At 46.8% G+C, this 22,914-nt stretch carries 16 protein-coding genes and 2 riboswitches; of the genes, 8 read left to right on the forward strand and 8 right to left on the reverse strand.

Annotated elements, in window-relative coordinates:
• The 3 genes from C1I60_RS00310 to C1I60_RS00320 are packed head-to-tail and all read left to right on the forward strand — an operon-like array spanning window position 1 to window position 3,045.
• Window positions 1–1,284, forward strand: a complete 1,284-nt coding sequence (locus C1I60_RS00310) for an ABC transporter substrate-binding protein (RefSeq protein ID WP_137059986.1) — start codon at window positions 1–3, stop codon at window positions 1,282–1,284.
• A 34-nt stretch (window positions 1,285–1,318) separates the two neighbouring features.
• Window positions 1,319–2,194 (forward strand): carbohydrate ABC transporter permease, encoded by an 876-nt coding sequence (locus C1I60_RS00315; protein WP_137059987.1) that lies wholly within the window; start codon window positions 1,319–1,321, stop codon window positions 2,192–2,194.
• Window positions 2,195–2,217: 23 nt separating this feature from the next.
• Window positions 2,218–3,045, forward strand: a complete 828-nt coding sequence (locus C1I60_RS00320; RefSeq protein WP_137059988.1) for a carbohydrate ABC transporter permease — start codon at window positions 2,218–2,220, stop codon at window positions 3,043–3,045.
• A 143-nt stretch (window positions 3,046–3,188) separates the two neighbouring features.
• Here C1I60_RS00320 and C1I60_RS00325 read toward each other — a convergent pair whose 3' ends face one another.
• From C1I60_RS00325 to C1I60_RS00340, 4 genes are all read right to left on the reverse strand, one after another.
• Window positions 3,189–4,607, reverse strand: coding sequence for an alanine/glycine:cation symporter family protein (locus tag C1I60_RS00325; RefSeq protein WP_289306496.1), 1,419 nt, complete (start codon window positions 4,605–4,607; stop codon window positions 3,189–3,191).
• A 159-nt stretch (window positions 4,608–4,766) separates the two neighbouring features.
• A riboswitch (glycine riboswitch) is annotated at window positions 4,767–4,861 on the reverse strand.
• Between the two features lie 17 nt (window positions 4,862–4,878).
• Window positions 4,879–4,955, reverse strand: a riboswitch (glycine riboswitch).
• 190 nt (window positions 4,956–5,145) lie between these two features.
• Window positions 5,146–6,603, reverse strand: coding sequence for a glycoside hydrolase family 1 protein (locus C1I60_RS00330; protein ID WP_137059990.1), 1,458 nt, complete (start codon window positions 6,601–6,603; stop codon window positions 5,146–5,148).
• A 24-nt stretch (window positions 6,604–6,627) separates the two neighbouring features.
• Window positions 6,628–7,617, reverse strand: a complete 990-nt coding sequence (locus C1I60_RS00335) for a Gfo/Idh/MocA family protein (RefSeq protein WP_137059991.1) — start codon at window positions 7,615–7,617, stop codon at window positions 6,628–6,630.
• A gap of 36 nt (window positions 7,618–7,653) precedes the next feature.
• Window positions 7,654–8,688, reverse strand: a complete 1,035-nt coding sequence (locus C1I60_RS00340) for an oxidoreductase (RefSeq protein WP_137059992.1) — start codon at window positions 8,686–8,688, stop codon at window positions 7,654–7,656.
• Window positions 8,689–8,884: 196 nt separating this feature from the next.
• On the opposite strand from C1I60_RS00340, the gene C1I60_RS00345 reads away from it, so the two are divergent.
• From C1I60_RS00345 to C1I60_RS00360, 4 genes are all read left to right on the forward strand, one after another.
• A complete protein-coding gene (locus C1I60_RS00345) occupies window positions 8,885–9,856 on the forward strand; it encodes a LacI family DNA-binding transcriptional regulator (protein ID WP_137059993.1) in 972 nt (323 codons plus the stop codon).
• Window positions 9,857–10,088: 232 nt separating this feature from the next.
• Complete coding sequence (licT, locus tag C1I60_RS00350) at window positions 10,089–10,937, forward strand: BglG family transcription antiterminator LicT (RefSeq protein ID WP_137059994.1); 849 nt, start codon at window positions 10,089–10,091, stop codon at window positions 10,935–10,937.
• Window positions 10,938–11,199: 262 nt separating this feature from the next.
• Window positions 11,200–13,056, forward strand: a complete 1,857-nt coding sequence (locus tag C1I60_RS00355) for a beta-glucoside-specific PTS transporter subunit IIABC (RefSeq protein WP_137059995.1) — start codon at window positions 11,200–11,202, stop codon at window positions 13,054–13,056.
• Between the two features lie 241 nt (window positions 13,057–13,297).
• On the forward strand, window positions 13,298–13,813 hold the full coding sequence (locus C1I60_RS00360; RefSeq protein ID WP_137059996.1) for a thioredoxin family protein: 516 nt from the start codon (window positions 13,298–13,300) through the stop codon (window positions 13,811–13,813).
• Window positions 13,814–14,023: 210 nt separating this feature from the next.
• Here C1I60_RS00360 and C1I60_RS00365 read toward each other — a convergent pair whose 3' ends face one another.
• On the reverse strand, window positions 14,024–15,373 hold the full coding sequence (locus tag C1I60_RS00365; protein ID WP_137059997.1) for a sugar phosphate nucleotidyltransferase: 1,350 nt from the start codon (window positions 15,371–15,373) through the stop codon (window positions 14,024–14,026).
• A 155-nt stretch (window positions 15,374–15,528) separates the two neighbouring features.
• Between C1I60_RS00365 and C1I60_RS00370 the strand changes: the two genes are divergently transcribed.
• Window positions 15,529–16,224 (forward strand): response regulator transcription factor, encoded by a 696-nt coding sequence (locus C1I60_RS00370; RefSeq protein WP_137059998.1) that lies wholly within the window; start codon window positions 15,529–15,531, stop codon window positions 16,222–16,224.
• Window positions 16,225–16,269: 45 nt separating this feature from the next.
• Here the strand turns inward: C1I60_RS00370 and C1I60_RS00375 are convergent, their stop codons facing one another.
• Genes C1I60_RS00375 through C1I60_RS00385 form a run of 3 tightly spaced genes read right to left on the reverse strand, consistent with a single transcriptional unit; the run spans window position 16,270 to window position 22,911 of the window.
• A complete protein-coding gene (locus C1I60_RS00375) occupies window positions 16,270–20,697 on the reverse strand; it encodes a polysaccharide biosynthesis protein (RefSeq protein WP_137060212.1) in 4,428 nt (1,475 codons plus the stop codon).
• Between the two features lie 34 nt (window positions 20,698–20,731).
• Window positions 20,732–22,465 (reverse strand): ATP-binding protein, encoded by a 1,734-nt coding sequence (locus tag C1I60_RS00380; RefSeq protein WP_137059999.1) that lies wholly within the window; start codon window positions 22,463–22,465, stop codon window positions 20,732–20,734.
• Window positions 22,462–22,911 (reverse strand): hypothetical protein, encoded by a 450-nt coding sequence (locus tag C1I60_RS00385; protein ID WP_137060000.1) that lies wholly within the window; start codon window positions 22,909–22,911, stop codon window positions 22,462–22,464. Before C1I60_RS00385 ends, C1I60_RS00380 begins: the two co-directional genes overlap by 4 nt.
• Between the last annotated feature and the right edge of the window lie 3 nt (window positions 22,912–22,914).

Here is a 22,914-nt window from a genome sequence, read left to right on the forward strand (position 1 = left end):
GTGAAGACAGTGCGATGGCTGGTGTTATGTCTTGCTTTCCTCACTATGATTAGTGGTTGTAGCGCCCCTCTGTCCTCTGAAAGTCGTTCATCTGGCAGCAATTTGCCAAACCGTAAAAAGATAGCGCTTACATTATGGTACTGGAACCGTTCTATTGACGATGAGCTACTCGCTCGTGCCGAAAAGCAGTTTCCCGACATTGAACTGAACACCCAAAAAATCGGCGGTGATTTCAAAGCCAAGCTCAAGACAACTCTGGCAGCCCGTTCCGGGGAACCGGACATCGTAGCTTTGAACGACTGGATGGTAGAGTTATTTCCTAGTGCGGATCGTTTTTATGATCTGAGGACATTGGGAGCCGATCAACTCAAGGATCAATATTTGGAGTGGAAATGGAATCAGGGCATCACCCCTGATGGCAAAATGATTGCCTTTCCCATGGACACAGGCCCTACCGCCCTCTTCTATCGTAGCGATCTCTTTGAACAGGCGGGTCTGCCCAGTGATCCTGAAAAGGTCAGTGCTACGATTCGCACATGGGACGACTATATGGCCGCCGGAGAACAGCTTCAGCAAAAGTTCGGAAGCCGTTCGTTTTTAGCTGACAATATTGTAAACGTTTACAATCAGGTGCTTGCCCAAAATACGGACCTGTATTTCAAGCCGGACGGCAGCTACATCGGTAATCAATCTCCTCATATCCGTTTGGGCTGGCAAACCGCCGTGGCTTTTCACAAAAAGCATCTACTCGCCAATGCGGATGGCTGGACCCCCGAATGGAATGCTTCGGTCAATAACGGAAAAGTTGCCTCTTTTGTAGGGGCAATCTGGATGAAGCAGGTTCTCACGGAGGCCGCGCCGGATACTGCGGGCAAATGGAGAGTCGCCCGTGCCCCTGGAGGGGACGGAAATTTGGGTGGATCTTTCATTTCCATCCTCAAATCCAGCAAACATCCCAAAGAAGCCTTTGAAGTGCTGACCTGGCTGCAAAACCCGGAACACCAGCTGGAAGCCTACCAAAAAATCGGGCTGTTCCCATCCACTCCTGGCGTCTATGACGATCCTGCCATGGAGACACCCGAACCTTTCTTTGGCGGTCAGGCCACCGGACTGATCTTTGCTGCCTCCGCACGTAATGTCAAAAGCAGCTATTTCGGCGAGCGTTATCCTGTCATTCACGGCATTGTGACACGTCGCCTTGCCAATGTCGCCAAGCAGGATGCCGATCCCGATGCACTATGGACGGAAACGCAGGATCGCATCGAACGGGAATTACAACGGTAAAAAATCAAACTTTTAAAAAAGGCGTGTGGTCAATATGCTGAGAGAAATATGGAAGCACCGTGCCGTATATGCCGCGATCTCGCCGTTTTACCTGCTGTTTGGCATCTTCGGCTTGTTTCCGATCGGCTTTTCATTATATCTGGCGTTTCACAAATGGGATGGCATCGGAGATATGACCTATAACGGCTGGGGTAACTTTCGCTACCTTGTAACAGATAACGAATTTTGGCAGGCTGTGGGCAATACCTTTGCGATCTGGGTGTATTCAACGATTCCGATGCTATTTTTTGCATTGATTATTGCCTTCCTGCTTTATGCACCCTTTGTCAAAATGCGTACCCTGTGGCGGGTCGGATTTTTTCTGCCGAACGTGACATCCATTGTGGCGGTTGCCATCATCTTTGGCGCTTTATTTGCCAATAATTTCGGATTTCTCAATTACCTGCTGCAACTCCTAGGCTTGCCTATGATTCAGTGGCTTAATGTGCCTTGGGGTATCCAAATCGCCGTTTCCTCCATGGTTGTATGGAGATGGACCGGCTATAATGCGATCATCTATCTGGCAGGACTCCAGAGTATTCCGCATGTGCTGTATGAGGCTGCGAAAATGGATGGGGCCACCGGAGTGCAGGCCTTCTTTCGCATCACCATTCCCATGCTGCGTCCAGTCATCCTGTTTACCGTAATTACGTCTACCATTGGCGGAATGCAGTTGTTCACCGAACCGCAGGTACTGGTCGGTAATGACGGCGGCGCCGGAGCAAGTGGCATGACCATTGTGTTGTATCTGTACCGTGAATCGTTCATTAACAATTATTTTGGATATGGCGCAGCCGTTGGATGGGGCATGTTCCTCATTATTGCCCTGTTTTCCATCGTGAACTGGAAACTCGTACAAGGTAAAAAATAACGGCAGGAAGGGGGCTCTACAACATGATGCAGGCACGTGTAAAATCCGTTATTTTATATACCGGGCTGTTGGCGGGAATGATCCTGTCGATGTTTCCTTTTTACTGGCTGATCGTCATGGCTACCCGTACAACTTCGGACATCTATCGTTTTCCGCCGCAGCTATGGTTTGGAAGCCACTTCTGGAGCAATGTGACAAGAGTGTTGCAGCAGATTGATTTTGCCGGAGCCTTTTTTAATACGCTTTTTGTAGCCAGTTCGGTTACCCTGTTGGTACTGTTTTTCGATTCACTGGCCGGTTTTGCATTCGCTAAGTTTGATTTTCCGGGCAAAAAAGCATTATTCATCATTCTTCTGGCTACGATGATGGTCCCTTCCCAACTGTCGCTTGTCCCATCCTTTGTGCTGATGGCTACCTTTGGATGGGTAGGTACGTTCAAAGCGCTGATCATTCCGGGGATGGTGAATGCCTTCGGCATCTTCTGGATACGCCAATATGCAGAGGAATCCATTCCAACGGAGCTGCTGGAAGCGGGGCGTATGGACGGATGCAGCTTTTTTCGGCTGTATTGGAATGTGGCGCTCCCGATTCTACGTCCTGCGTTCGCTTTTCTCGGCGCATTCACCTTTATAGGAGCATGGAATGATTATTTATGGCCGTTAATCGTATTAACCGATGAGCGCAAATTTACGCTCCAGATTGCGCTGTCCCAATTAAACGGTATTTACAATACGGATTATGCGATGGTCATTGCTGGCACCCTGTTGGCTGTACTGCCACTTATCATTTTATTTCTTTTCATTAGCCGCCAGTTTATTTCCGATCTTGCCGCCGGAGCGGTCAAAGATTAGATTTACTGAGCCAGCTTTATCCTGCTCTAAAACGCAAAAAGGGAGTGTCCTCCCAGCCTCTAATGGCTGAGGTACACTCCCTTTCGTTATCCTGTCAAATGTTCTTGCAGAGTCAATATTCTTAAATCCGGATATATCGGACTTTACGATCTGACTGTTTGACCATTTTCTTCTATGTCTATGGCTGCTCCTGCACTGGCACCTGCAAGTATTCCCTTTTTCTTGTTGGGATACAGGGAATCCATATAGGTACGGGTCTCAGCAACCACAATTCCCGACAAGCCAAGCAGTGCAATCAAGTTCGGGAAGGCCATCATGGCGTTAAAGATATCTGCCAGTAACCATATCGCATCCAGCTTAATAAACGCGCCTCCGGCAACCAGCGCAATGAACAGATAACGGTAAGGCTTAATCCATTTGACACCCAACAAATATTCAACACAGCGTTCTCCATAGTAGTTCCAGCCAAGCATCGTGGTGAACGCGAACATAATCAGAATGATTGTGAGCAGTTCCGCACCAAGCGGGAATGCGCTGGAGAAAGCTTGCTGCGTCATCAAGCCCGCATCGGTAGGACCGCTCCATACGCCGCTAACCAGCAGCGTCAGCCCGGTCATTACGCAAATAATCATCGTATCTATAAACACACCTGTCATGGAAATCAGCCCTTGCTCCGCAGGCCATTTGGTTTTGGCGGCTGCGGCTGCAATCGGTGCGCTTCCCAATCCGGCCTCATTGGCAAAAATCCCTCTGGCTACCCCGCTGCGCATCGCCAGCATAATCGTAGCCCCGGCAAATCCACCCGTCGCAGACGTCGTGGAAAATGCCGAATGCAGCACAAGTGCGAGTGCGGCAGGAATCTGATCGGCGAACCGAATCAGTACGATCATACAGATCAACACGTACAAGCCAGTTTTGAAAGGGACCACTTTGGTTGATACCTTGGCAATGCTCTTGAGTCCTCCAATGGTAACGAGTCCCGTAAGGGTAGCAATAATCAATGCCGTTACAATCGGCGGAACACCGAAGCTGTTTTCGGTTGAGGATACAATCGCTTTGACCTGAGGAAATGTTCCAATCCCGAACAGCGCTACGAGCATCCCGGAAAAAGCAAACAGCATCGCCAACGGTTTAAAGCGGCGTCCAAGCCCTTTTTCAATATAATACATCGGGCCGCCGGAAAATTGTCCATTCCGATCCTTCACCCGGTATTTTACTGCAAGCACACCTTCCGCATATTTCGTCGCCATCCCGAAAAAGGCTGCAACAACCATCCAGAACAGGGCGCCTGGTCCTCCCAATTTTATCGCTGTCGCGACGCCGACAATACTTCCTGTACCTACTGTAGCTGCCAGCGCCGTACTCAGGGCCGCAAAGCTGCTGACATCCCCGCTACCTTCATTTGGGGCCTTGCCGATCAGCTTGATCGCCAGAGGCAGGCGGAAAACCTGCAACATTTTCAAACGTATGGTCAGCCACAGACCTGTTCCCATGACGAGAATGATCAGAGGGGCACCCCATATCCAACTGCTAATTGTCTCTAACACATGTACCAAATTCATTTCAACCCGCTCCTCCAGCATATTAAAAAACAAAAAAGAGTCAAATCCGCTGATTCGACTCCTGGAGAGGTTAAAGGCACGAAAAAATACAACCATCTTGTGCAGGATTCAGCCACTAACAGCTCATAAAAAAGCCTAGGGCATCCCCTGTCACAGGTTATTCGCGTCTCTGTCCTTTTGCCTGAGAGTTTAAGCAGATGATATCTGCGGTGCACCTTCGGCGCCCAATTAAGGGTCTCTCCAGAGTTCTGTCCGTTTACGGTCCCGCTTGTTGCTGTAATCAGCCCAAGCACCTGAGAGTTTTGCCCCTTCGGTCGGAACTTACGTTCCATCTCCCGCAAACATCAACCAGACATATGAAATTGTTTTTTATTATACAGAAAACTTTCAGCTTTTTACAAGTGAAAAATTTGTGAAGTTGTTTCGTTATCTTAAGATGGCCTATAAAATGAGGGCGGGCGCAGCCAGATTCATCCTCATGATGTTCTTCGCCGCACCCGCCCCCAGACCATATTGGGTTATATTCAGTTAGCTTGGGTTACAGTTCTTCGCCGTTAGTGGCAATTACATTTTTGTACCAGTCAAAAGAATCCTTCTTGGAGCGCTTCAGTGTTCCGTTACCGTCATCGTCCAGATCAACATAAATAAATCCGTAACGCTTGGACATTTCGGAAGTAGACATGCTCACAAGGTCGATAGGCCCCCAGCTCGTGTAACCAATCAAATCCACACCGTCCGCAATCGCTTCCTTCATTTGGGCAATATGCTGGCGCAAATAATCAATGCGATACGTGTCGTGAATGGAGCCGTCTTCTTCCACCTTGTCATATGCACCCAAGCCGTTTTCCACGATGAACAGCGGCTTTTGATAGCGGTCATATAATGTGTTCAGCGTAACACGCAGGCCGATCGGATCAATCTGCCAGCCCCAGTCAGAGGATTGCAAATATGGATTTTTCACGCCGCCAATCAGGTTCCCCGCTGCCTTCTCTCCTTCCGGACCTGCAGAGACAGTCAAGGTCATGTAATAGCTGAATGAGATGTAATCGACCGTGTTATTTTTCAAAATTTCGGCATCGCCGGGTTCTGTGTGCAAAACAATATTATTTTCTTCAAAATAACGATTCATATAATTTGAATATTCCCCACGGGCATGTACATCCGTAAAGAACAGATTCATTTGGTTTTCATGCTGACTTTTCAGCACGTCCTCCGGGTTACATGTATTTGCATAGCTTTCCATACGAGCCAGCATACAGCCGATTTGAGAGCCAGGAATAATCTCATGGCCTCGTTTTGTCGCCAATGCGCTCGCCACAAACTGGTGATGCAGGGCTTGATAGATCGCTTGTTGCTTGTTATCTACACGGTCAATGACCACACCGCCACCTGTGAACGGACTCATCGTCATCACATTGATCTCATTAAAAGTCAGCCAGTATTTCACTTTATCCTTATAACGTGTAAACACCGTTTCGGCATAATTGACGTAGTGTTGTATCACTTCACGACCGAGCCAGCCATTATATTTCTGTGTCAGACCTAGCGGTGTCTCGTAATGGGACAATGTCACCAGTGGCTCTATCCCATACTTGCGCAGCTCGTCAAATACATTATCGTAAAATTGCAGTCCTGCTTCATTCGGCTCCGCATCATCACCATTCGGGAAAATCCGCGACCAGTTAATGGACATGCGGAATACCTTAAAGCCCATCTCCGCAAATAATGCGATATCTTCTTTGTAATGATGGAAAAAATCCACACCCTCGCGCTTTGGAAAACGGGCATTCACCTTGCCAGATAAAACGTCTTCGAGTCGCTCGGACGAAATCTCTATAGCATGATCGTTTGTGCGCTCTGCTTTGGGTACATAGGCAATTACGTCCGCACTGGACAATCCTTTTCCATCTACGTCAAAAGCGCCTTCCAATTGGTTAGCTGCGGTTGCCCCGCCCCACAGAAAGTTTTTCGGAAATCCTTTTAATGTCTTAGTCATAGTATGAGAGCCTCTTTTCTTTAGTTATTTTTGTCTATCTTCAAAATAAATGCCATTTTGATGGCGCAGCTCATTGCTGATCTTCTGAACCTCTATGCTTAATGACTTCAATTCTTCGTAGCGGTCTTTGTCCTTTTCGGCAATGATCCGATAAAATTCCTGAGCCTCGTGAAACATGAAATGATGAGTTTCAGGAGCACTTATAGTATCTATTTCCTGAGTACGGACATCCAGCACCGATACCTCCGTAATACCAGAAACACCACTGGAGATCATAGTGGCCTGGTCCCCGTAAATTTCAACACGGTTGGTGGTTACAGCATTTTTGGCCAGTTGGATCACCAGTGTAAAATCGGGATACGACAGTAGGATCGGGCCGCCCAAATCCACGCCATTCTCATGCTTTTGGGCACGGTACAAGCCTGATGTCGGAGCTCCGAGCAAATCAATGGCAAAATACAGCGAATACACACCCAAATCCGTTAATGCCCCCCCGCCATAAGACAGAGAAAAAATATTAGGAGTATCTCCTGACAGCAACTGATCATACCGGGAGGAAAATTGCATGGAGTACAAGGTGCCGCCCTGGATATTGCCCACGCGCTTCAAGTTGTCCTTAAGGCGCAAAAAATTAGGCTCATGGATATGGCGAACCGCTTCCAGCAGGTAGCAACCATTTCGGTCAGCCAACTCGTAAGCTTCTCGCAATTCCTGTTCTGTCAGGCTGATCGGTTTTTCGACAATCGCATGTTTACCATGCTCCAAAAAAAGACGCGCTTGCGGCATGTGCAAGGAATTGGGCGTAGCAATATAAATGGCATCAATATCGGATTGAGCCATCTCTTCCAAACTGTCATACAGCGTAATGTTTTCAAGCTGACACCCAGCGGCAAAAGCTGCGCCTTTGTCCTTATTTCGAACAAAGAGGGCTGTAATTTCCCAGCCGCCGCCTTCTTTCACGGCTTTAACCCATTCCGTGCTGATCCATCCGGTTCCAATCATTCCGAGCTTCATATGGCATAACTTCCTTTCTTGATGGCGAGTTTATCGTCAGAAATCAACGATGGACGGGGAAGGCTGCTTAAAGCCGCTTTCCAATATTTCGATTGTCAGCAATATGTCCTCGTCCTTAACCAGCTTGGGTGTTCCGTGCACAATGGACTCGTACAACGAGTCATACAATTGTCCATAATCTCCTATTGGCGTAGGAAGTGTTTCCTCGATAGCTTCACTACTACCGGGCGGCACGTATTTAAGTTTGCCATAGGAAGTGGGATTATCCAGTCCGAAACCTTCCGCATCCGGGGTCTCGCCAGCTTTCAGCCAGGTTTCCTGCTGATCGTCTCCCCATTTGACAAAGCTGCCCCTCGTGCCGTGAATAGTGAACTGCGGGTAAGGCAGGCACACCACCAGAGAAGTTTTTACAATCACTTTTTTGTCCGGGTAATATAATATAGTTTCATTGTAATCATCAGCGCCATGAGGAGTACGAATAGACTTGATGTCATATCCGACTTGCTTCGGTCTGCCAAATAAGGCGATGAGCCTGTCCAGCGTATGAACACCGAGTCCGTAGTACATTCCGTTAACAGGATTGCCGCCGGGCATACTGGCATCTGGACGGAAATAATCGTAATGGGATTCAATTTCGACGATGTCTCCCAGCTTTCCGGAATGGAGTGCTTCCTTGAACGCCAGATAATCGCTGTCAAACCTCCGGTTTTGATAAGGCATGATGATGAGATTATGTTCCTTGGCGAATTGGATCAGTTCTCGCGCTTGCTCAAGGTTTTCACAAAAAGGCTTTTCCACCAGCACATGCTTGCCATGGGATAGAGCCAATTTTGCATATTCATAATGCGTAGAGGAAGGCGTACATACAACGACGAGTGATATTTCCGGGTCGCCCAGAACGTCCATAATTTGGTCCGAGAACTGAATGTATGGGTAAGCCGTTTCCATATCCTCCCGCACTTGGCGTGTGAACACTCTCGATACTTGAAAGGTGTCCCTGATCTGAACATAGGGCAGATGATATCTGGTTGTACTTTTGCCAAATCCTAAATATGCAATTTGAATCGTCATTTCGCAAATCCCCTCGTTTCCTAAAGGCTTAGCTTTACGATATCGCAAGTATTGCCAGGATAATACCACAACATGAGGAACGTTTTTTTGAAATGCATCGACAGATGCTATAAAATAGAAGTAATGCCCTCATAAGCATCCTAAATGTTGTAACGCGTTTCATGTCAAATATTTTTCATATGTGAGGAGAAGCAGCATGTCGAATCTTGATCAAATTGCCAAACTGGCGGGCTTTTCCAAAGCTACGGTATCCAGAGTGTTAAACAAGTCCCCCCATGTGAGCCAGGAGACGAGAAGCAAGATTTTAAAAATCATGCAGGAGCTGGATTACGTTCCCAATCGGAACGCCATTTCCTTATCCAAGGGTCAGACCCTTCAAATTGGCATCATCACTTCAACCATTAATGAAATTGTTCTCGCATTTCTGAACAGCTTTGTAGAGGTGGCGGGCCAGTACGAATTTCAAACGATAATTTACACTTCGGGAGAAGACAAGAAGAAAGAGCTTCAGGCCTTCGAAGATCTGAAAAGAAAAAGAGTTGATGCGCTGGTCATCATTTCCTGTGTAAATGATACCGATTTATTAAGCACTTATTGCAAGTATGGCCCGATTGTGTCGTGGCAACGAATGGATCATACCGATATTCGCTCCGTCGCCATGGACCAGTACGAAGGATACATGCTAGCGCTAAAACACTTGATACAAAAAGGCTATACTCGTATAGCCAATGCCTTTGGTCGCCCAAGCAGCATCAACACCCACAGCAGACAACGAGCCTATGCATATATCATGGAGCAGCATAATCTTCCTGTATTGCAGCATTGGAATCAATCTTCCATCTATAACATCCGTGACGGTGAGCGGGTGGTGCGCGATTTGTTACAGTATCGGGACGAATTCCCACAGGCTATTCTGTGCTCCAACGATTATGTGGCGGTTGGAATTCTCTGCGAAGCCCGCAGACAACTGCTGAGCGTGCCGGAAGATCTGGCGATCGTCGGGTTTGATAACACGGAGCTCTCGCATACGCTGGGCATTACAACCGTTCAGAATCCAATTGAGGCTCAGGCGCAAAATGCCTTTTACATGCTTTCCCCTCAGCTCGTGGGTCGCCAAATGGAGCTGCAACCCCTGCAATACAGCCTCATTGAACGCACGACTACATAGAGTAACGCTTAACTGAGGGGCTAGGCGAAAGGACCTGTGTTTGTAATGTTTTTTGTCGAATAAGAATAAAATATGTTGAAATCGCTTTTTTTTGTGCTACAATAGCACTATATAAAGGATTGTGACCGGTGATGCGGGCAATGCCTGAGTTCAATTGAGTGCTATTGCTAACAATAGTGTTGAATTGTGCTTAGGCATTTTTTATTGGTAAAGGATGGGAGGGGGAACTTCAATGATTATTGAGAAGGTGCTCAATAACAACGTCCTGTTGACTAAAAACGACAAAGGCAAAGAGGTCATCGTGATGGGGAGAGGCATTTCCTTCAAAAAGGTGGCTGGCGACCAAGTCGATGATGATAAAATAGATAAAATCTTCATGTTAAATGAAAACGAGTTCACGGCCAAGCTTACCGAGCTGCTAAACGACATTCCCGTATCTCATCTGGAGGTCGTGAATGAAATCGTAACCCATGCAACGGAAGTGCTGGATACGGAATTAAGCGATAATATTTATTTAACGCTGACCGATCATATTCATTTTGCGATACAGCGGCAAGAGAAGGGGCTCGCTCTCCAAAACGCGATGCTGTATGAGATTAAGCGCTTTTACAAGAAAGAATTTGAGGTTGGGCTGGATGCTCTGCAAAAAATTGAAAATACGCTTGGAGTGAAGCTTGGCGAAGACGAAGCGGGCTTTATCGCATTGCATATGGTGAATGCTCGGATCGACGGTAACGAAATGAAGTCTACGCTGAAAATGACCGAAATCGTTCAACATATATTGAATATTATTACGTATCATTATGGTATTGTGCTGGACGAGTCCTCTTTTAGCTATTCGAGATTTTTGACGCATTTGCAATATTTTGCGATGCGGGTGATTCGTAAAGAGGTCATTCACAGCGGCGAAGAATTTTTGTACAACCAGGTAAAGCAGACGTATACCGAAGCTTTCGCTTGTGCGCAAAAGATCAATGAATATCTGGAAAAAACCTACGATCAATATTTAAGCAAGGACGAATATGTATATCTGACCATTCATATTCATCGAGTGACCGAGCGAAATAATATTGCGGAATAATATTGTCAAGTAACAAGTCAATCATAAATCTGGCTAAAAACTTCATACCTTCATCGTTCATGGATTGTGACTGGTAAGGCAGGCAAAACCTAAACTGATGGCGAAATCCACGTTCTTCTTTAAGAGGACGTGTTGCTTTCGCTACGAGTTTAGGTTTTTCTTGTTTACAAGGTTAAAAAGATGCACGCCGGCGCATCTTAGCAACATGAAGTAAACAGAAAGTCCTATCCATAACAAGAATAACCTATAAGGAGTTCTGAACATGAGCGATAAAGAGCTATCCAAAAAAATAGTGACTCTCGTTGGCGGCGAAGAGAATGTCAATTCGGTATTCCATTGCGCTACACGCTTGAGATTTAAATTAAATGATCGTACAAAAGCAGACAAAGCTGCATTGGAAGCAACGCCCGGTGTCATTACGGTGGTGGAAAGCAGCGGCCAGTTTCAAGTTGTTATCGGCAACAATGTAGGTCAAGTATTTGAGCATATGATGGCAGAAACGAATTTGCAGGATGCCGAAAATGCAGGTGAGAAAAAGGAAGAATCTTCCGAGAAAACGAACTTTCTTGGTAAAGCCGTCGATATCATTTCCAGCATTTTTTCGCCTCTCTTGGGCGCTCTTGCCGGAGCCGGTTTGCTCAAAGGGATTCTGGCATTAATTTTGTCACTCCATTGGATTAATGATAAAAGCGGTACGTATCTGATCCTAAGCGCTGCTTCGGACAGCGTATTTTATTTCCTGCCCGTATTTCTGGCTGTTACATCGTCCCGTAAATTTAAGACAAATACCTTTGTATCGGTCGCAGTCGCCGGAGCTCTGGTCTATCCGGCGGTTATAGCGGCGGTAAGCAACCCGGAAAGATTGGCGTTTCTGGGTATTCCGATCATTCTGATTAATTACAGTTCCAGTGTTATTCCAATTATTCTCGCAGTCTGGGTTCAGTCCTATGTGGAACGCTGGTTCAATTCCTTTATCCATCAATCGGTGAAAAATATTATCGTTCCGATGCTGGTTTTACTGGTCGTTATTCCGTTGACATTCCTGGCCTTTGGTCCAATAGGTAACATGATCAGTCAAGGCTTGGCGAACGGCTTTACCTGGGTATACAATTTAAGCCCGCTGGTCGCTGGTGCTGTTGCCGGGGCATTCTGGCAAGTGTTTGTTATTTTCGGCGTGCATTGGGGCTTCGTTCCGGTCATGCTGTCGAATATTGCAACATTGGGTTATGACACGATGCTTCCGATGCTTACAGCAGCCGTACTTTCTCAGGCTGGTGCAACATTCGGCGTATTCCTGAAATCCCGAAATACTCAAATGAAGGCTTTGGCAGGTTCCTCTACGCTGGCGGCTGTTTTTGGGATTACAGAACCAACGATTTATGGCGTAACTTTGAAATTGAAAAAGCCATTTATTTATGCTTGTATTTCCGGTGGTATTGGCGGGGCTATTATCGCTTCCGGCGGAGCGACTGCAAAATCCTTCTCCCTGCCTAGTTTGTTGGCATTGCCTACTTATTTTGGTGCTGGATTCTTGTGGGTTGTCATCGGCTTGCTCGTTGCCTTTGTACTTGCAATGGTGCTAGTTATGGTTTTGGGCTTTGATGATCCAAAAGAAGAAACTGTCAAAGCAGCACCAACACCTGAGAAGAAAGAAACTGTGATTGAGAAGGAAATACTCGTAAGTCCGCTGCAAGGTAAAGTGTTGCCACTCGAAGAATCTTCTGATGTCGCTTTTGCCTCAGGGGCTATGGGTAAAGGAATTCTGATTGAACCTACAGAGGGTGTACTGACTTCTCCTGTAAACGGAACAATTACGACGGTATTTCCTACCGGACATGCTATCGGTATTACTTCCAATGACGGAGCAGAAATTTTGATCCACGTTGGCGTGAATACAGTGAAGCTGAAAGGACAATTTTTTGACAAGCGCGTAAAAGAAGGCGACATAGTGACTCAAGGACAACTGCTGCTCGAATTTGACATTGAGCAAATTAAAGCCGCAGGCTACCCGACAGCTACGCCGATCATTGTGACGAATTCTGCTAAGTACCTGGATGTTCTGAAAACAGCAGAATCTGAAGTGAAACGCGAAGACTACTTGATGACAGTAGTTATCTAATCATGAATTAACACAGTAATATTGCCTCACGTATAAAAGAAGCTTCCCTTGCGGGGAGCTTCTTTTGCGTTCCTCCACTGTATTTTATATTTTTCCTCAGCTAATAAATTCACAAATATATCCTATTTATTGTTTATGTCATGATTCGTAGAAAAAAAGTAAAAATGAGACAATTATTACAGCGAAAAATGGAAATATCGTGTATGGTGTGTATAAGATTGTTAAATAAAGGAGGATTTTCGTGAAAAAAGGATATATCGTCGGTTTAAGCGTAATTGCACTGCTCGTCATTGCTATCGCTATTTCGGCTGTGTTCAAGTTTCAGGATCTGGAGCAGGTTGTTCAGCAAAAAGACAAAGAGATTCAAGCGAGTAAAAGCAATTATCCCGAAATATACGATCATTTGAATGCGGTTACAGTTGATGGTTTTAAAAACCTGATCCAGCAGGATCAAAGTGTGTTTGTCTATGTTGGCAGACCCAGTTGCGGTGACTGCAATCGCTTTGAGCCTAACTTTAATAAGATGATCGAGCAGTATGATCTGGGCTCCAAAATCACTTTTTTGAATGTTCACAAAATTCATAAGAACAAGCTAGAATGGAATAAATTCAAAGAGGAATACAACGTAAAGTACACCCCCACCATTGCGGAATTCAGGCATGGCAAGCTGGTGGATAAAGTGGAATGGACACCAGAAAGAGACCTCAGTACGGATGTGGTAAAAGAGTGGCTGATTTCCAAGAAACTGATTTTATAAGCATCGTCCCTATACCGTGCCTTACGCAAGCTTCGATGCAGAAAAAGATATTCACGCGTTCACCGCATGGATACCTTTTTCGTGAAATTTCAGATGCTTTTATGGTTTTAAAGAAAAATAGTTCCTAACTCGCCTTCACTACCTTATGATAGCATCATCCGTACCAGTTGAGTCCTATTATTTTAGATTTACTTCATACGATAGCTAGTGTTAGATGGAGTCGGGAAATTCGTATCTAATAATATCGGTTTCTGACACAATATGCCCAATTTGAGATTCGATGAACTCCAAATCCCCCTCGATAGCACCTATATAATGCTTCGTACCCGGCTCTACGACAATAACTTCACCGGGGTTGACCGTTTGCTTTATTCCATCGATACAGACGCTTCCCACCCCGGACACAATAGTCCAAACCTCTTTACGAAACTGATGCTCATGATAGCTGATGAACCTTCCAGCAGAGATGACTACCCGTTTGGTGACTGTCTGTAAGCCGCTGGTCGCTTGTTGGTGGGACAATACCGTTTGTTTCCCCCAAAAGCGCTCCTCAAAACGAGGGCCTATCTCAATTTCCGCCACCATATCCTTAATCCCTGTAGACGACTGTCGATCGGTGACCAGCACACCATCCGGTCCGGCAACGACGATGATGTCCGGGACATTCCATATGCTAACTGGAATCTCCAGTTCATTGATAATATGCGAATCATGAGAAGCTTCCGAAATATAGCCCGGGCCGCTCAGCTCCGAACTCATTTCCCGCACCAGCGAATCCCACGTTCCTAAATCCCTCCACTCACCATGATAGGGAAGCACCGAAAGCTGACGGGTCTGTTCCACCACCGCAATATCGAAGCTTGTTTTGGGTAATTCTGCATAATTTGTCGAAAGAGATGCATAGTCCGATGATAGACCCTTTTGCTCCAGCGTGTCCAGTAAAAAACCAAGCCTGAAAGCAAATACACCGCAATTCCATAGTGCTCCTTCTCGAATCAGCGCCTCCGAACGGATCAGATCCGGCTTTTCCACAAATGAGCTAACCCTGAGATAGGGCTGATTGGAGGAAGGAGATGACGAAGGAACAATATAGCCATATTTGTCAGAAGGCTCCGTTGGAACAGCTCCCATGAGTGCGATGTCACTCCCGGATTGCTCCAATATAGATGGAAGCCTGCGTAAATGCTCGAAAAACTCATCTCCCGCATATCCGTCCACTGGCATAACCCCTACAACTTCGTCGCGCGATGCACCTGCCCGATCATGCAAGTAGGCGGCAGCCAAGGAAATAGCTGGAAATGTATCCCGTCGGGTAGGCTCCTCAATTACTACAGCATCCGCTCCAATTTGCCCACGGATCAGCTCAGCTTGAGTTCCACTCGTTGAAAAATAGGCCTCCCCTGCCAAATTTGCTTCAGTTAACTGCCGCCAAATCCGTTGCAGCATACTTTCAGGTCGTTCGTCATGACGCAGAATCGAAAGAAACTGCTTGGGGCGACTCTCATTGGACAAAGGCCAGAGACGTTTACCAGAACCTCCAGATAATAAAATCATTCGCATTTATGCAACCTTCTTCCTCTTAATTAATAAGTTACATGCCACCTGGCACTGTTCGTTTTTCATAAATTTGCCGATTACATAAGTATGCATAAATCGAAATTTATACATGATTGCATCATGTATTTGTATATTTGTTTGTACAGGAGCTGTCAGTTATGTCCATTAAAATACTTATCATTGAAGATGAAAAAAGTTTGGCAGATATGATTGCCCTTCATCTTCAGGAAGAAGGTTATCTTACCGAACTTATTTACGATTCTAAGCAAGCAGTTTCGACACTTATACGTTTTAAGCCTGATATTATTGTGACTGATCTTTTGTTTTCCGGTATGGTCGAATGCGCACTAATCGACCAACTCCGTCAATATACGACGGTTCCTGTGCTGGTGATCTCCAACAATACCCTTCTGAATATAAGAATTAAAGCACTGGAAGACGGAGCGGATGATTTTTTATGCAAGCCATTCAACCTGAGAGAGCTAACCGCCCGTATCAAAGCCTTACTGCGCCGCTGTGGTCGCAGCATGCCTGCCGAGTCCCAAGCCATAACCAAAAAACTCAAAAAAGTGCGGGTCTGGGTGAATGATTACCGTCACAGCCTGTTGGTCGATGACCGGGAGGTTGAAGTGACTCAAATCGAATTTTCCATTATAAAAGAGCTATCCTGCTATCCAGGCAAAGTCTTTACCCGTAGCGAGCTGATGGATCGGATTAAAGGCGGAGACGGTGCCTATCTCGATCGCACGATTGACGTACATATTTCCAGTCTCCGCAAAAAAATCGAACGCGATCCCAAAAATCCTCAGCACATCCGTACCGTTTGGGGCCGAGGGTACAAATACGAGATGTAGCCGTGCCCTCTAATGGCTACTGAATTGCATCATGGTAACTTCCTTCTATGGAATCTTTCGTTTTATCCATCGCTGATATGGAAGGAAGCAAGCCGCTCCACCAAGTATTCCAATAATGAACAGTATCCAGCCAAAACGGTAGGCGGAAGCCAGAATAATGACGACCTTGCCACTTCCGTTGCCACTCGTTATAAATCCGGTAGTCACTCCGTTCACCGACAGACGCGCACGCTGGGTTTCACTTCCCAGTCTGAATTCCCACAGTGGATTAGGCGACTCGGTTTCCCGAATCAGTACCTGCTGATTCGTCGGATTATACAGCGTAAAGCTGCGTTCCATGGAATTTTCACGAGTAGCCTGAATACTTTCTGAAGCATGGGGAACCGCAAAAAAGGTTTCCATATCCGTCCCCTCAAACAGCGTAAGCTGATCCACCGTAATCATTGCCCGATAAGGAATGATGGAATAATGCTTCATTTGAAATAAGCCTGACTGCTTCTTATGCGCATGTGCCAAAATCTGGAACTGCATAAAGGCGGCTCCTGCCGGAGCCTTCACAATCTGATCGTAATGATTCCATTGCTCCTTATCTCGCTCCTCCACCTCGTTAATATAAGAGGTCTGGAGGATTTGGGAGGCCTTATTCAAAAAAATAACCTTCATATGCCTGCTTCCAATTTGTTCTGACCGCGCATCCAGTTGTACGGCATACTCTTGTAGTGGCTCAGCCTTCATCTTCTTCGACGCATAGATATTCCAATCACATGAATAGCTCGGTGCGTAACGAATGGACACCCCCTCGCCATCTGAGGACAGACTCGTCTTGCCAGGCTGAATATCCGCCACGCAGCCTACATCATTGCTTAAAGATTCCTTCGTATTTTCCTCTGGCTTAACCGTCATTTCCTGCGCAGCCATCCGATGAATATCTCCATACCCGCTCATGGACGGCACCTGACTGTCCAACGCCAGCGTTAAGCGATACTTCCCCTTGGTCAAAAAGAGTTTCTTGAATTCTACTCGTCCATAATCGTTTAGCAGACCGGGAATTTGAATAATTTGTTTGGCAAAGCCATCCTGATTCGGCACCGTTTCAATAACCTGATCTTCGGAAGAAGAAGTAACGGGCAACCGCTTATACGACTCACCTGTATAAATCGTTCTTGTCAGCACCTTGCCTGTCTCTTCATTCGTCCACTTCATTGTCAATACGCCATGGTAACCCGCAGGTAAATCAGCCAGAATAGCTGTGGAATAGGTGCCGGTTTTGGCGATCTCCACATCCCTGCTTAATGTACCTTTCTGATAGCTGATTCCCCGTCCCATGCTGAGCCTCGGCAGAGCACGCTCTGACTGTACATTTCCTTGGACGTTAAAATCGCTCTCGGCCTCCAGAGTGAAAAAGAGCTTGCCTCGCTTCAATGCCTGCTCCACCGGAAAAGATAGCTCATCCAGTTGGTCTACAGGCACAATCGCAAATTGGTTGACCGCATTAAAGCCTTGCAGGTTATTCACCGTAATCGGGGTATCCCCTTTGGGAAAAGCATGCTCTCCCAGGTCAACCCATTGGAACTGATTCAAGCCTTCATCACGGGTCTTGATGTCGACCACTCCACCTGGCAGCGTAACTTGTAGCTTCCCACCTGCCTTATTCATAAACACTCTCGCATATACATGCGAGGCTTGCGGCTGTTCCAGCTTTTTGTGCATCGTAAACGCGTTAGGCCTACTATATTGTCCCAAATCACGTAATTGGATATCATGAATCCACCAGTAGTTCTTTTGCTGCGGGCGTTGCAGGGTTAACAAATCCATTCGCATCCAATAGCTGCCCGGCGGGGACACATATTCCCCGTAAAATTTCACACCGTCAAAATCATGTCCCTCCGAAGGAGCTACGACATAGCTAACCCCCAGCTCACGCATCTGCTTATCATAAAATCTCATTTTAACATGCATTTTGTTCGTGCCGCGTCCAGAGACAGTGATCTGAAACTGGTACGGGTTATTTTCCTTGGCTTCCAGTAAACCGGATCTGGCGACCTGCCATATATTGCTTGGGTCTCCCTTCATAATCTCGCCATGCAGGGTCGGCACATCATTCGATTCCTCACGTGGGTTAGCCTCCACACTGAACAACTGCGGATTATCCGGTTTGAAAAAGGTTTCGGTCCGCAGCATGGAATCAAAATCCACGACGGTTTTCCCCTCAATACTGCTCATCTGATAAGGGGCCACATCCAGCTTCTTGCTGGCAAAGGTGACAGCAATTCCAGCGTCCATCTCCATATCAAAAGGGAAATTCCGTATATTTTGGGACGATAAGTACCATAGCCATTCGCTGGTCGAGGCAAAGGTTTTGGACCATTTTAAAAAGGCATTGCCATCTTCAATGACATCAAACGGACGCAAATAATCCTCTGCCGGAAGCTGTGACAACAGCAAATCGTTAAAGGAGGCCGCTTCCACATAATCCCCCTTTTTGACCGTCTGAATGGTTTTTAGCTCAGGCTTTAACGCACTGAACAATACGCCGAAGCGACTAAAATCAAATCCAGGCAGATGGCTGTAACTCTCCAGTCGGTTAAAGCCGTAAGGTGTCACAATTTTGCTCGTTAATATGTTCATATAAGACGGGGCCTGATCCAAATTAAATATGGAAAAAATTCCGTTCTTGTATGTGCGTTTCAGCCCGGTCTGGCCTTCCAGCTGAGACAGATGGAAATCCTGCCGCTTCTCCTGCCCCTCATATTCGTCATGGTAGACTAGCTGATTAGCCCCAAAAGTGGAGAATAACGAGCCTAACCGCGAGCTTAGTCCATTGTCCAGCAGATACTCCAGAAAGTTCATATAGTATGTAATACCAGGATCGTTGCCTTCATGATGAAAGATCGTATTTTTGGGCGAAGAATATACCTGAAAATCTCCGGTTGCCTTTTCGTTCGCGGTCTTACCCTTATTCCATTTGGGTGTGGCTACGCCGTTGAAACTCTGAATCATATTGTCGGCAATCGGAAAATACAAGGCTTTGCTGTCAAAGCGATCCGGGTCTGTCAGCTTTTCAGCCAATTGACTGTAAGCCTCCGGTACTTGAACAGGCTTGTAATACCCCTCAATGAACTGGGTGCGCAGAGGAGCAAAATACACGCCAAGGCACAGGACCACAATGACAAGCGCCAGCCTTTTATATACTCGTTGCAGCCGCGATGATCCAAACCATTCCATAAACTGAATCACACCGAAGGTCAGCAGTACCCCGAAATTAAGGGCAATCAGCCCGATAAACTTGTTGGGATCACGGAAAACCGAGCCAATCACAGGGGTCTTCGTCACCAGAATGACAAACCACTTGGCAATGGATGGAAAGGTTGTCCCGGTGGCGGCGACGAGAAATAATAACGTAAGCAGCGAAAAAATCAGAATGATCGGATTTTTGTGTGAGCGTGTCACCATCGCATAGCCAATCAAGAGCAGTAAAAATCCTCCGCCCACATAAAACATTGCAGGCAGTGAGGAAAAGGAAAACATAGGCCACCAATAGCTCAGTAAATAGCCCACATTATATAAGCTGCTGTTGCGGCTGAACAGGGACAAGGTATCAACGACGTTGATATTATGCTGCGACGCTTGGGCATCCATCACCATACTGCCGAGATACAGGGACAACCAGTAAAAACTGAGCAGGCCGAAGAATACGCCAAAAATGATCCCTTTACGCAAAAAATTGCCGTATAACGGCTGTAAATAGGTGCGACCGGCCTTGCGGTGCGTCCAGGTCAGCTTGATCAGCAAAAGCATGGTGAACAATCCCAAATAAATCATGCCGAAGAAAAAATAATGAATCGCAGCGGCACTGACGGTAAATACCGCAGCCAACAGAAACAAGTCTATCCAGTTCCGCTGGTACAGCTTGTGAGGATTATAGTTTTTAATTTGCTGAATTTGAAATTTGGGATCAACCGCGCTGAAAAAGAAGCGCAGCATTAACGGGAACAAGCTATATCCACAGAGCAAGTAGATATGCTGAATGCGAAAAATAACCCACGGATTCAGTGCATAAAACAGTGCGCCAATCATGATGGCAAAAATGCGAGTTTTCGTAAAGCTCGGTGAATAATATACACTGACCAGCCGCTTGGCAAAGGCATACATCGAAAATGCCGAAACAAACAGCAAACCCGTGATAAACGACTTGAGCAAGACCGGTCCGCTTTCTCCGAATAGCAACGAAAATCCATAGAAGGGCAAAATATAAAGGATACGGGGAGCATTGAACATGGTAGAGGTAGACCACCGTTCGTTCCATACCCCCATAATTTCCTCCAGGTACCGATGAGAGGTGGCACCAAAGGCAATATCACTAAATACGATTTGCCCCGGTCCATAGATAGGCGCAAGATATACGCCAATCGCTGCCAGCATCAGCAAGATTGCTGCCATATCATAGCGGTATCGAAATATCCATTTTCTCACCATGCCTGGCCCCCTCCTCTCTTGAAATTTCCGATTATCTTCTCAAACGAACAATTGCCTGCAAGCCTTTATCCGTATTACGCAGCTTTAAGCGGCCACTGATTGTTTTTAGATAGGCATCCATATGATACAGGCTGAACGTATGCTCCTGCGAATTTTGCGAATATTCAGGCTGAAAATAGCTCCAACGCATCTTGTCATCAATACCGCCGCCCGTATCCTCAATGGTAATAACGATTTCTCCTTCTTCCAGCCGCGAGCTGACCTTAAGCACTTGAGTCTGTCGCTTAGAGCGCAGACCCGTACGACCTCGCTCCTGAACCTCCGATAGCTCATCCACTTGTCCCATCGCCTGCACGGCATTTTCCAGCAGTCCCTGAATCGTCTTGTACAGCATTGGTGCTTGGGCTGCAATGGACGGAACAGGCTCTTGCCGCAAGATGACCTGAATTTCCTTCATGTTCATCGAACGGTTCGCCCATTTCAGCGACTCTGACAATACCACGTTCATATCCGTGAAGCTGATTCCGCTATTGTCGTGCATCTTCTCTTCCAGCTCATCACGTAAGGTGCGGACTCCGGTCAGCAGCCCTCCCAGTGAGGATTCCTGTTTGAGACGTCCCTGAATGAAATTTTCATTCAACTCACGGAAATATTCCAATTCCTCATGGGATGCTCCCTTTCCCTGACTGGAAGCTGCTTCAAAGCGGTTCGCCAGATCATGATAAAAGCCTAACAGCTTCAAGTCATCTCCGCCTGTCAGGCGGGCAGTCTGCTCTTGCAACTCTTGTAGCCGCTGCTCAATCGTCTGCATTAACGGCAAGTAGTACGTATCCTGCTGCTGACGCATATCTTCATCCCGCCGTTGGTCCCGCACCTGATTATTCACGAGCGTATCCTTCACGATCCGTTTGCGAAACTGTACGAGCATGGCCCATAGTATCAACAATAGCAGAGCCATGACCAGCCATACCTTTTTGCGAAAAGAGCTGATCCGCTGGGCAGTGTCCTGATCAACATCCTCAACTGAAATGTAAAGAGCCTCTTCCCCAACGCGGCTGAACCCTATGCCGTGTTTCACTCCCTGATCTTCAACAACACCCGTATTGCCCTCCAGCAACCTGCGGGTTACACCCGTAATGTCTGTCCGATTGATATCCGATGTATTGAGGGAAGCTACGACCTTGAATTGATCATTATAAAATAAAGTCTCGTGCGGATTGACCGGTTTACTCTTGATGATACCGCTGAGCATACCGGAGTCAATGGTACGCACCATAAAGCCGCCCGTCTGCGCCCCTTGAATCCTGCACACGATATACTGCGCAGGCTGATGATCCTCTGTCACAAAGGAGCTTACGGCACAGCCGTTTTGCAGCAATTTAATTTGCTGTACCGCGCTTTTCATCTCACGGTTATCACGTCCGGCAATCACACGATACTGTTCATCCAGCACATAAAATGCCCCGCTTTCACGCTTAAAGCCCTCGGTATACTGACGCGTCCCCTGATTCAGTATATTTCTGCCGAGGCTGGAGGCCAGCTCATTCAGTTCAGCCTGCCATGCCGCGTAGTGCTCGGATATACGGCTGGACCAATCCTGCACCTCATACCGGAGCTGCTTGTCCTGAATGTCCGCCAATTGACCGCTGAACTGTCGAACAATAAACCACTGAAGCACGATGGCCAGAAGCATGGTCATACCCAGAACAAGCAGGTACAGGATTAGCTTTTGCCAACCCGGTTTCAACAAAGCCCATCGTCTCATGCTTCCCTGTCTCCTCCATTCGGTTCGATTCGGCCCAGAATAGCCTGCATCAGACACTCCAGCTCATAGCTGACCAGCGGAAGCCGTGCGCACAGCAGCCGGGGAGTCCGGCGCTGGAGTGCGGCAAACCTTGCAGCGGTTTCCGTTGCCCCATCCGTCAGCAGCAGCAACTCGCAGGTTTTTGCAATATATAAACGATCCAGCTCTTCTTCGCTGTACTCGCGCAGATCAACAATGTAAATATCATGACGATCGTCCATATGCTGAAGTGTGCTGGAGACGGTCAGGGTTACTCCTGCATGTCGTGCAGCATGGTACTGGTGAAGCAGACGCATTCCTTTTTCCCAGAGCGCATGTTCAGCCGAGTCGAATCGTTCACAAAAAAGACGCAACGCCCGTTCTGTATTGACATCTTTCAAAAATGCCAAAACGCTGATATTATACATGTA

Source organism: Paenibacillus terrae (assembly GCF_005217525.1).
Lineage (GTDB): Bacteria > Bacillota > Bacilli > Paenibacillales > Paenibacillaceae > Paenibacillus > Paenibacillus terrae_C.

Excerpts from the sequence above, each read along its gene's own strand:
- licT (WP_137059994.1), top strand. The coding sequence starts at position 10,089 with ATGATTATTGAGAAGGTGCTCAATAACAACGTCCTGTTGACTAAAAAC.
- C1I60_RS00315 (WP_137059987.1), top strand. The coding sequence starts at position 1,319 with ATGCTGAGAGAAATATGGAAGCACCGTGCCGTATATGCCGCGATCTCG.
- C1I60_RS00320 (WP_137059988.1), top strand. The coding sequence starts at position 2,218 with ATGATGCAGGCACGTGTAAAATCCGTTATTTTATATACCGGGCTGTTG.
- C1I60_RS00340 (WP_137059992.1), bottom strand. The coding sequence starts at position 8,688 with ATGACGATTCAAATTGCATATTTAGGATTTGGCAAAAGTACAACCAGA.
- C1I60_RS00380 (WP_137059999.1), bottom strand. The coding sequence starts at position 22,465 with ATGAGACGATGGGCTTTGTTGAAACCGGGTTGGCAAAAGCTAATCCTG.
- C1I60_RS00335 (WP_137059991.1), bottom strand. The coding sequence starts at position 7,617 with ATGAAGCTCGGAATGATTGGAACCGGATGGATCAGCACGGAATGGGTT.
- C1I60_RS00370 (WP_137059998.1), top strand. The coding sequence starts at position 15,529 with ATGTCCATTAAAATACTTATCATTGAAGATGAAAAAAGTTTGGCAGAT.
- C1I60_RS00345 (WP_137059993.1), top strand. The coding sequence starts at position 8,885 with ATGTCGAATCTTGATCAAATTGCCAAACTGGCGGGCTTTTCCAAAGCT.
- C1I60_RS00365 (WP_137059997.1), bottom strand. The coding sequence starts at position 15,373 with ATGCGAATGATTTTATTATCTGGAGGTTCTGGTAAACGTCTCTGGCCT.
- C1I60_RS00385 (WP_137060000.1), bottom strand. The coding sequence starts at position 22,911 with ATGTATAATATCAGCGTTTTGGCATTTTTGAAAGATGTCAATACAGAA.
- C1I60_RS00325 (WP_289306496.1), bottom strand. The coding sequence starts at position 4,607 with ATGAATTTGGTACATGTGTTAGAGACAATTAGCAGTTGGATATGGGGT.
- C1I60_RS00330 (WP_137059990.1), bottom strand. The coding sequence starts at position 6,603 with ATGACTAAGACATTAAAAGGATTTCCGAAAAACTTTCTGTGGGGCGGG.
- C1I60_RS00355 (WP_137059995.1), top strand. The coding sequence starts at position 11,200 with ATGAGCGATAAAGAGCTATCCAAAAAAATAGTGACTCTCGTTGGCGGC.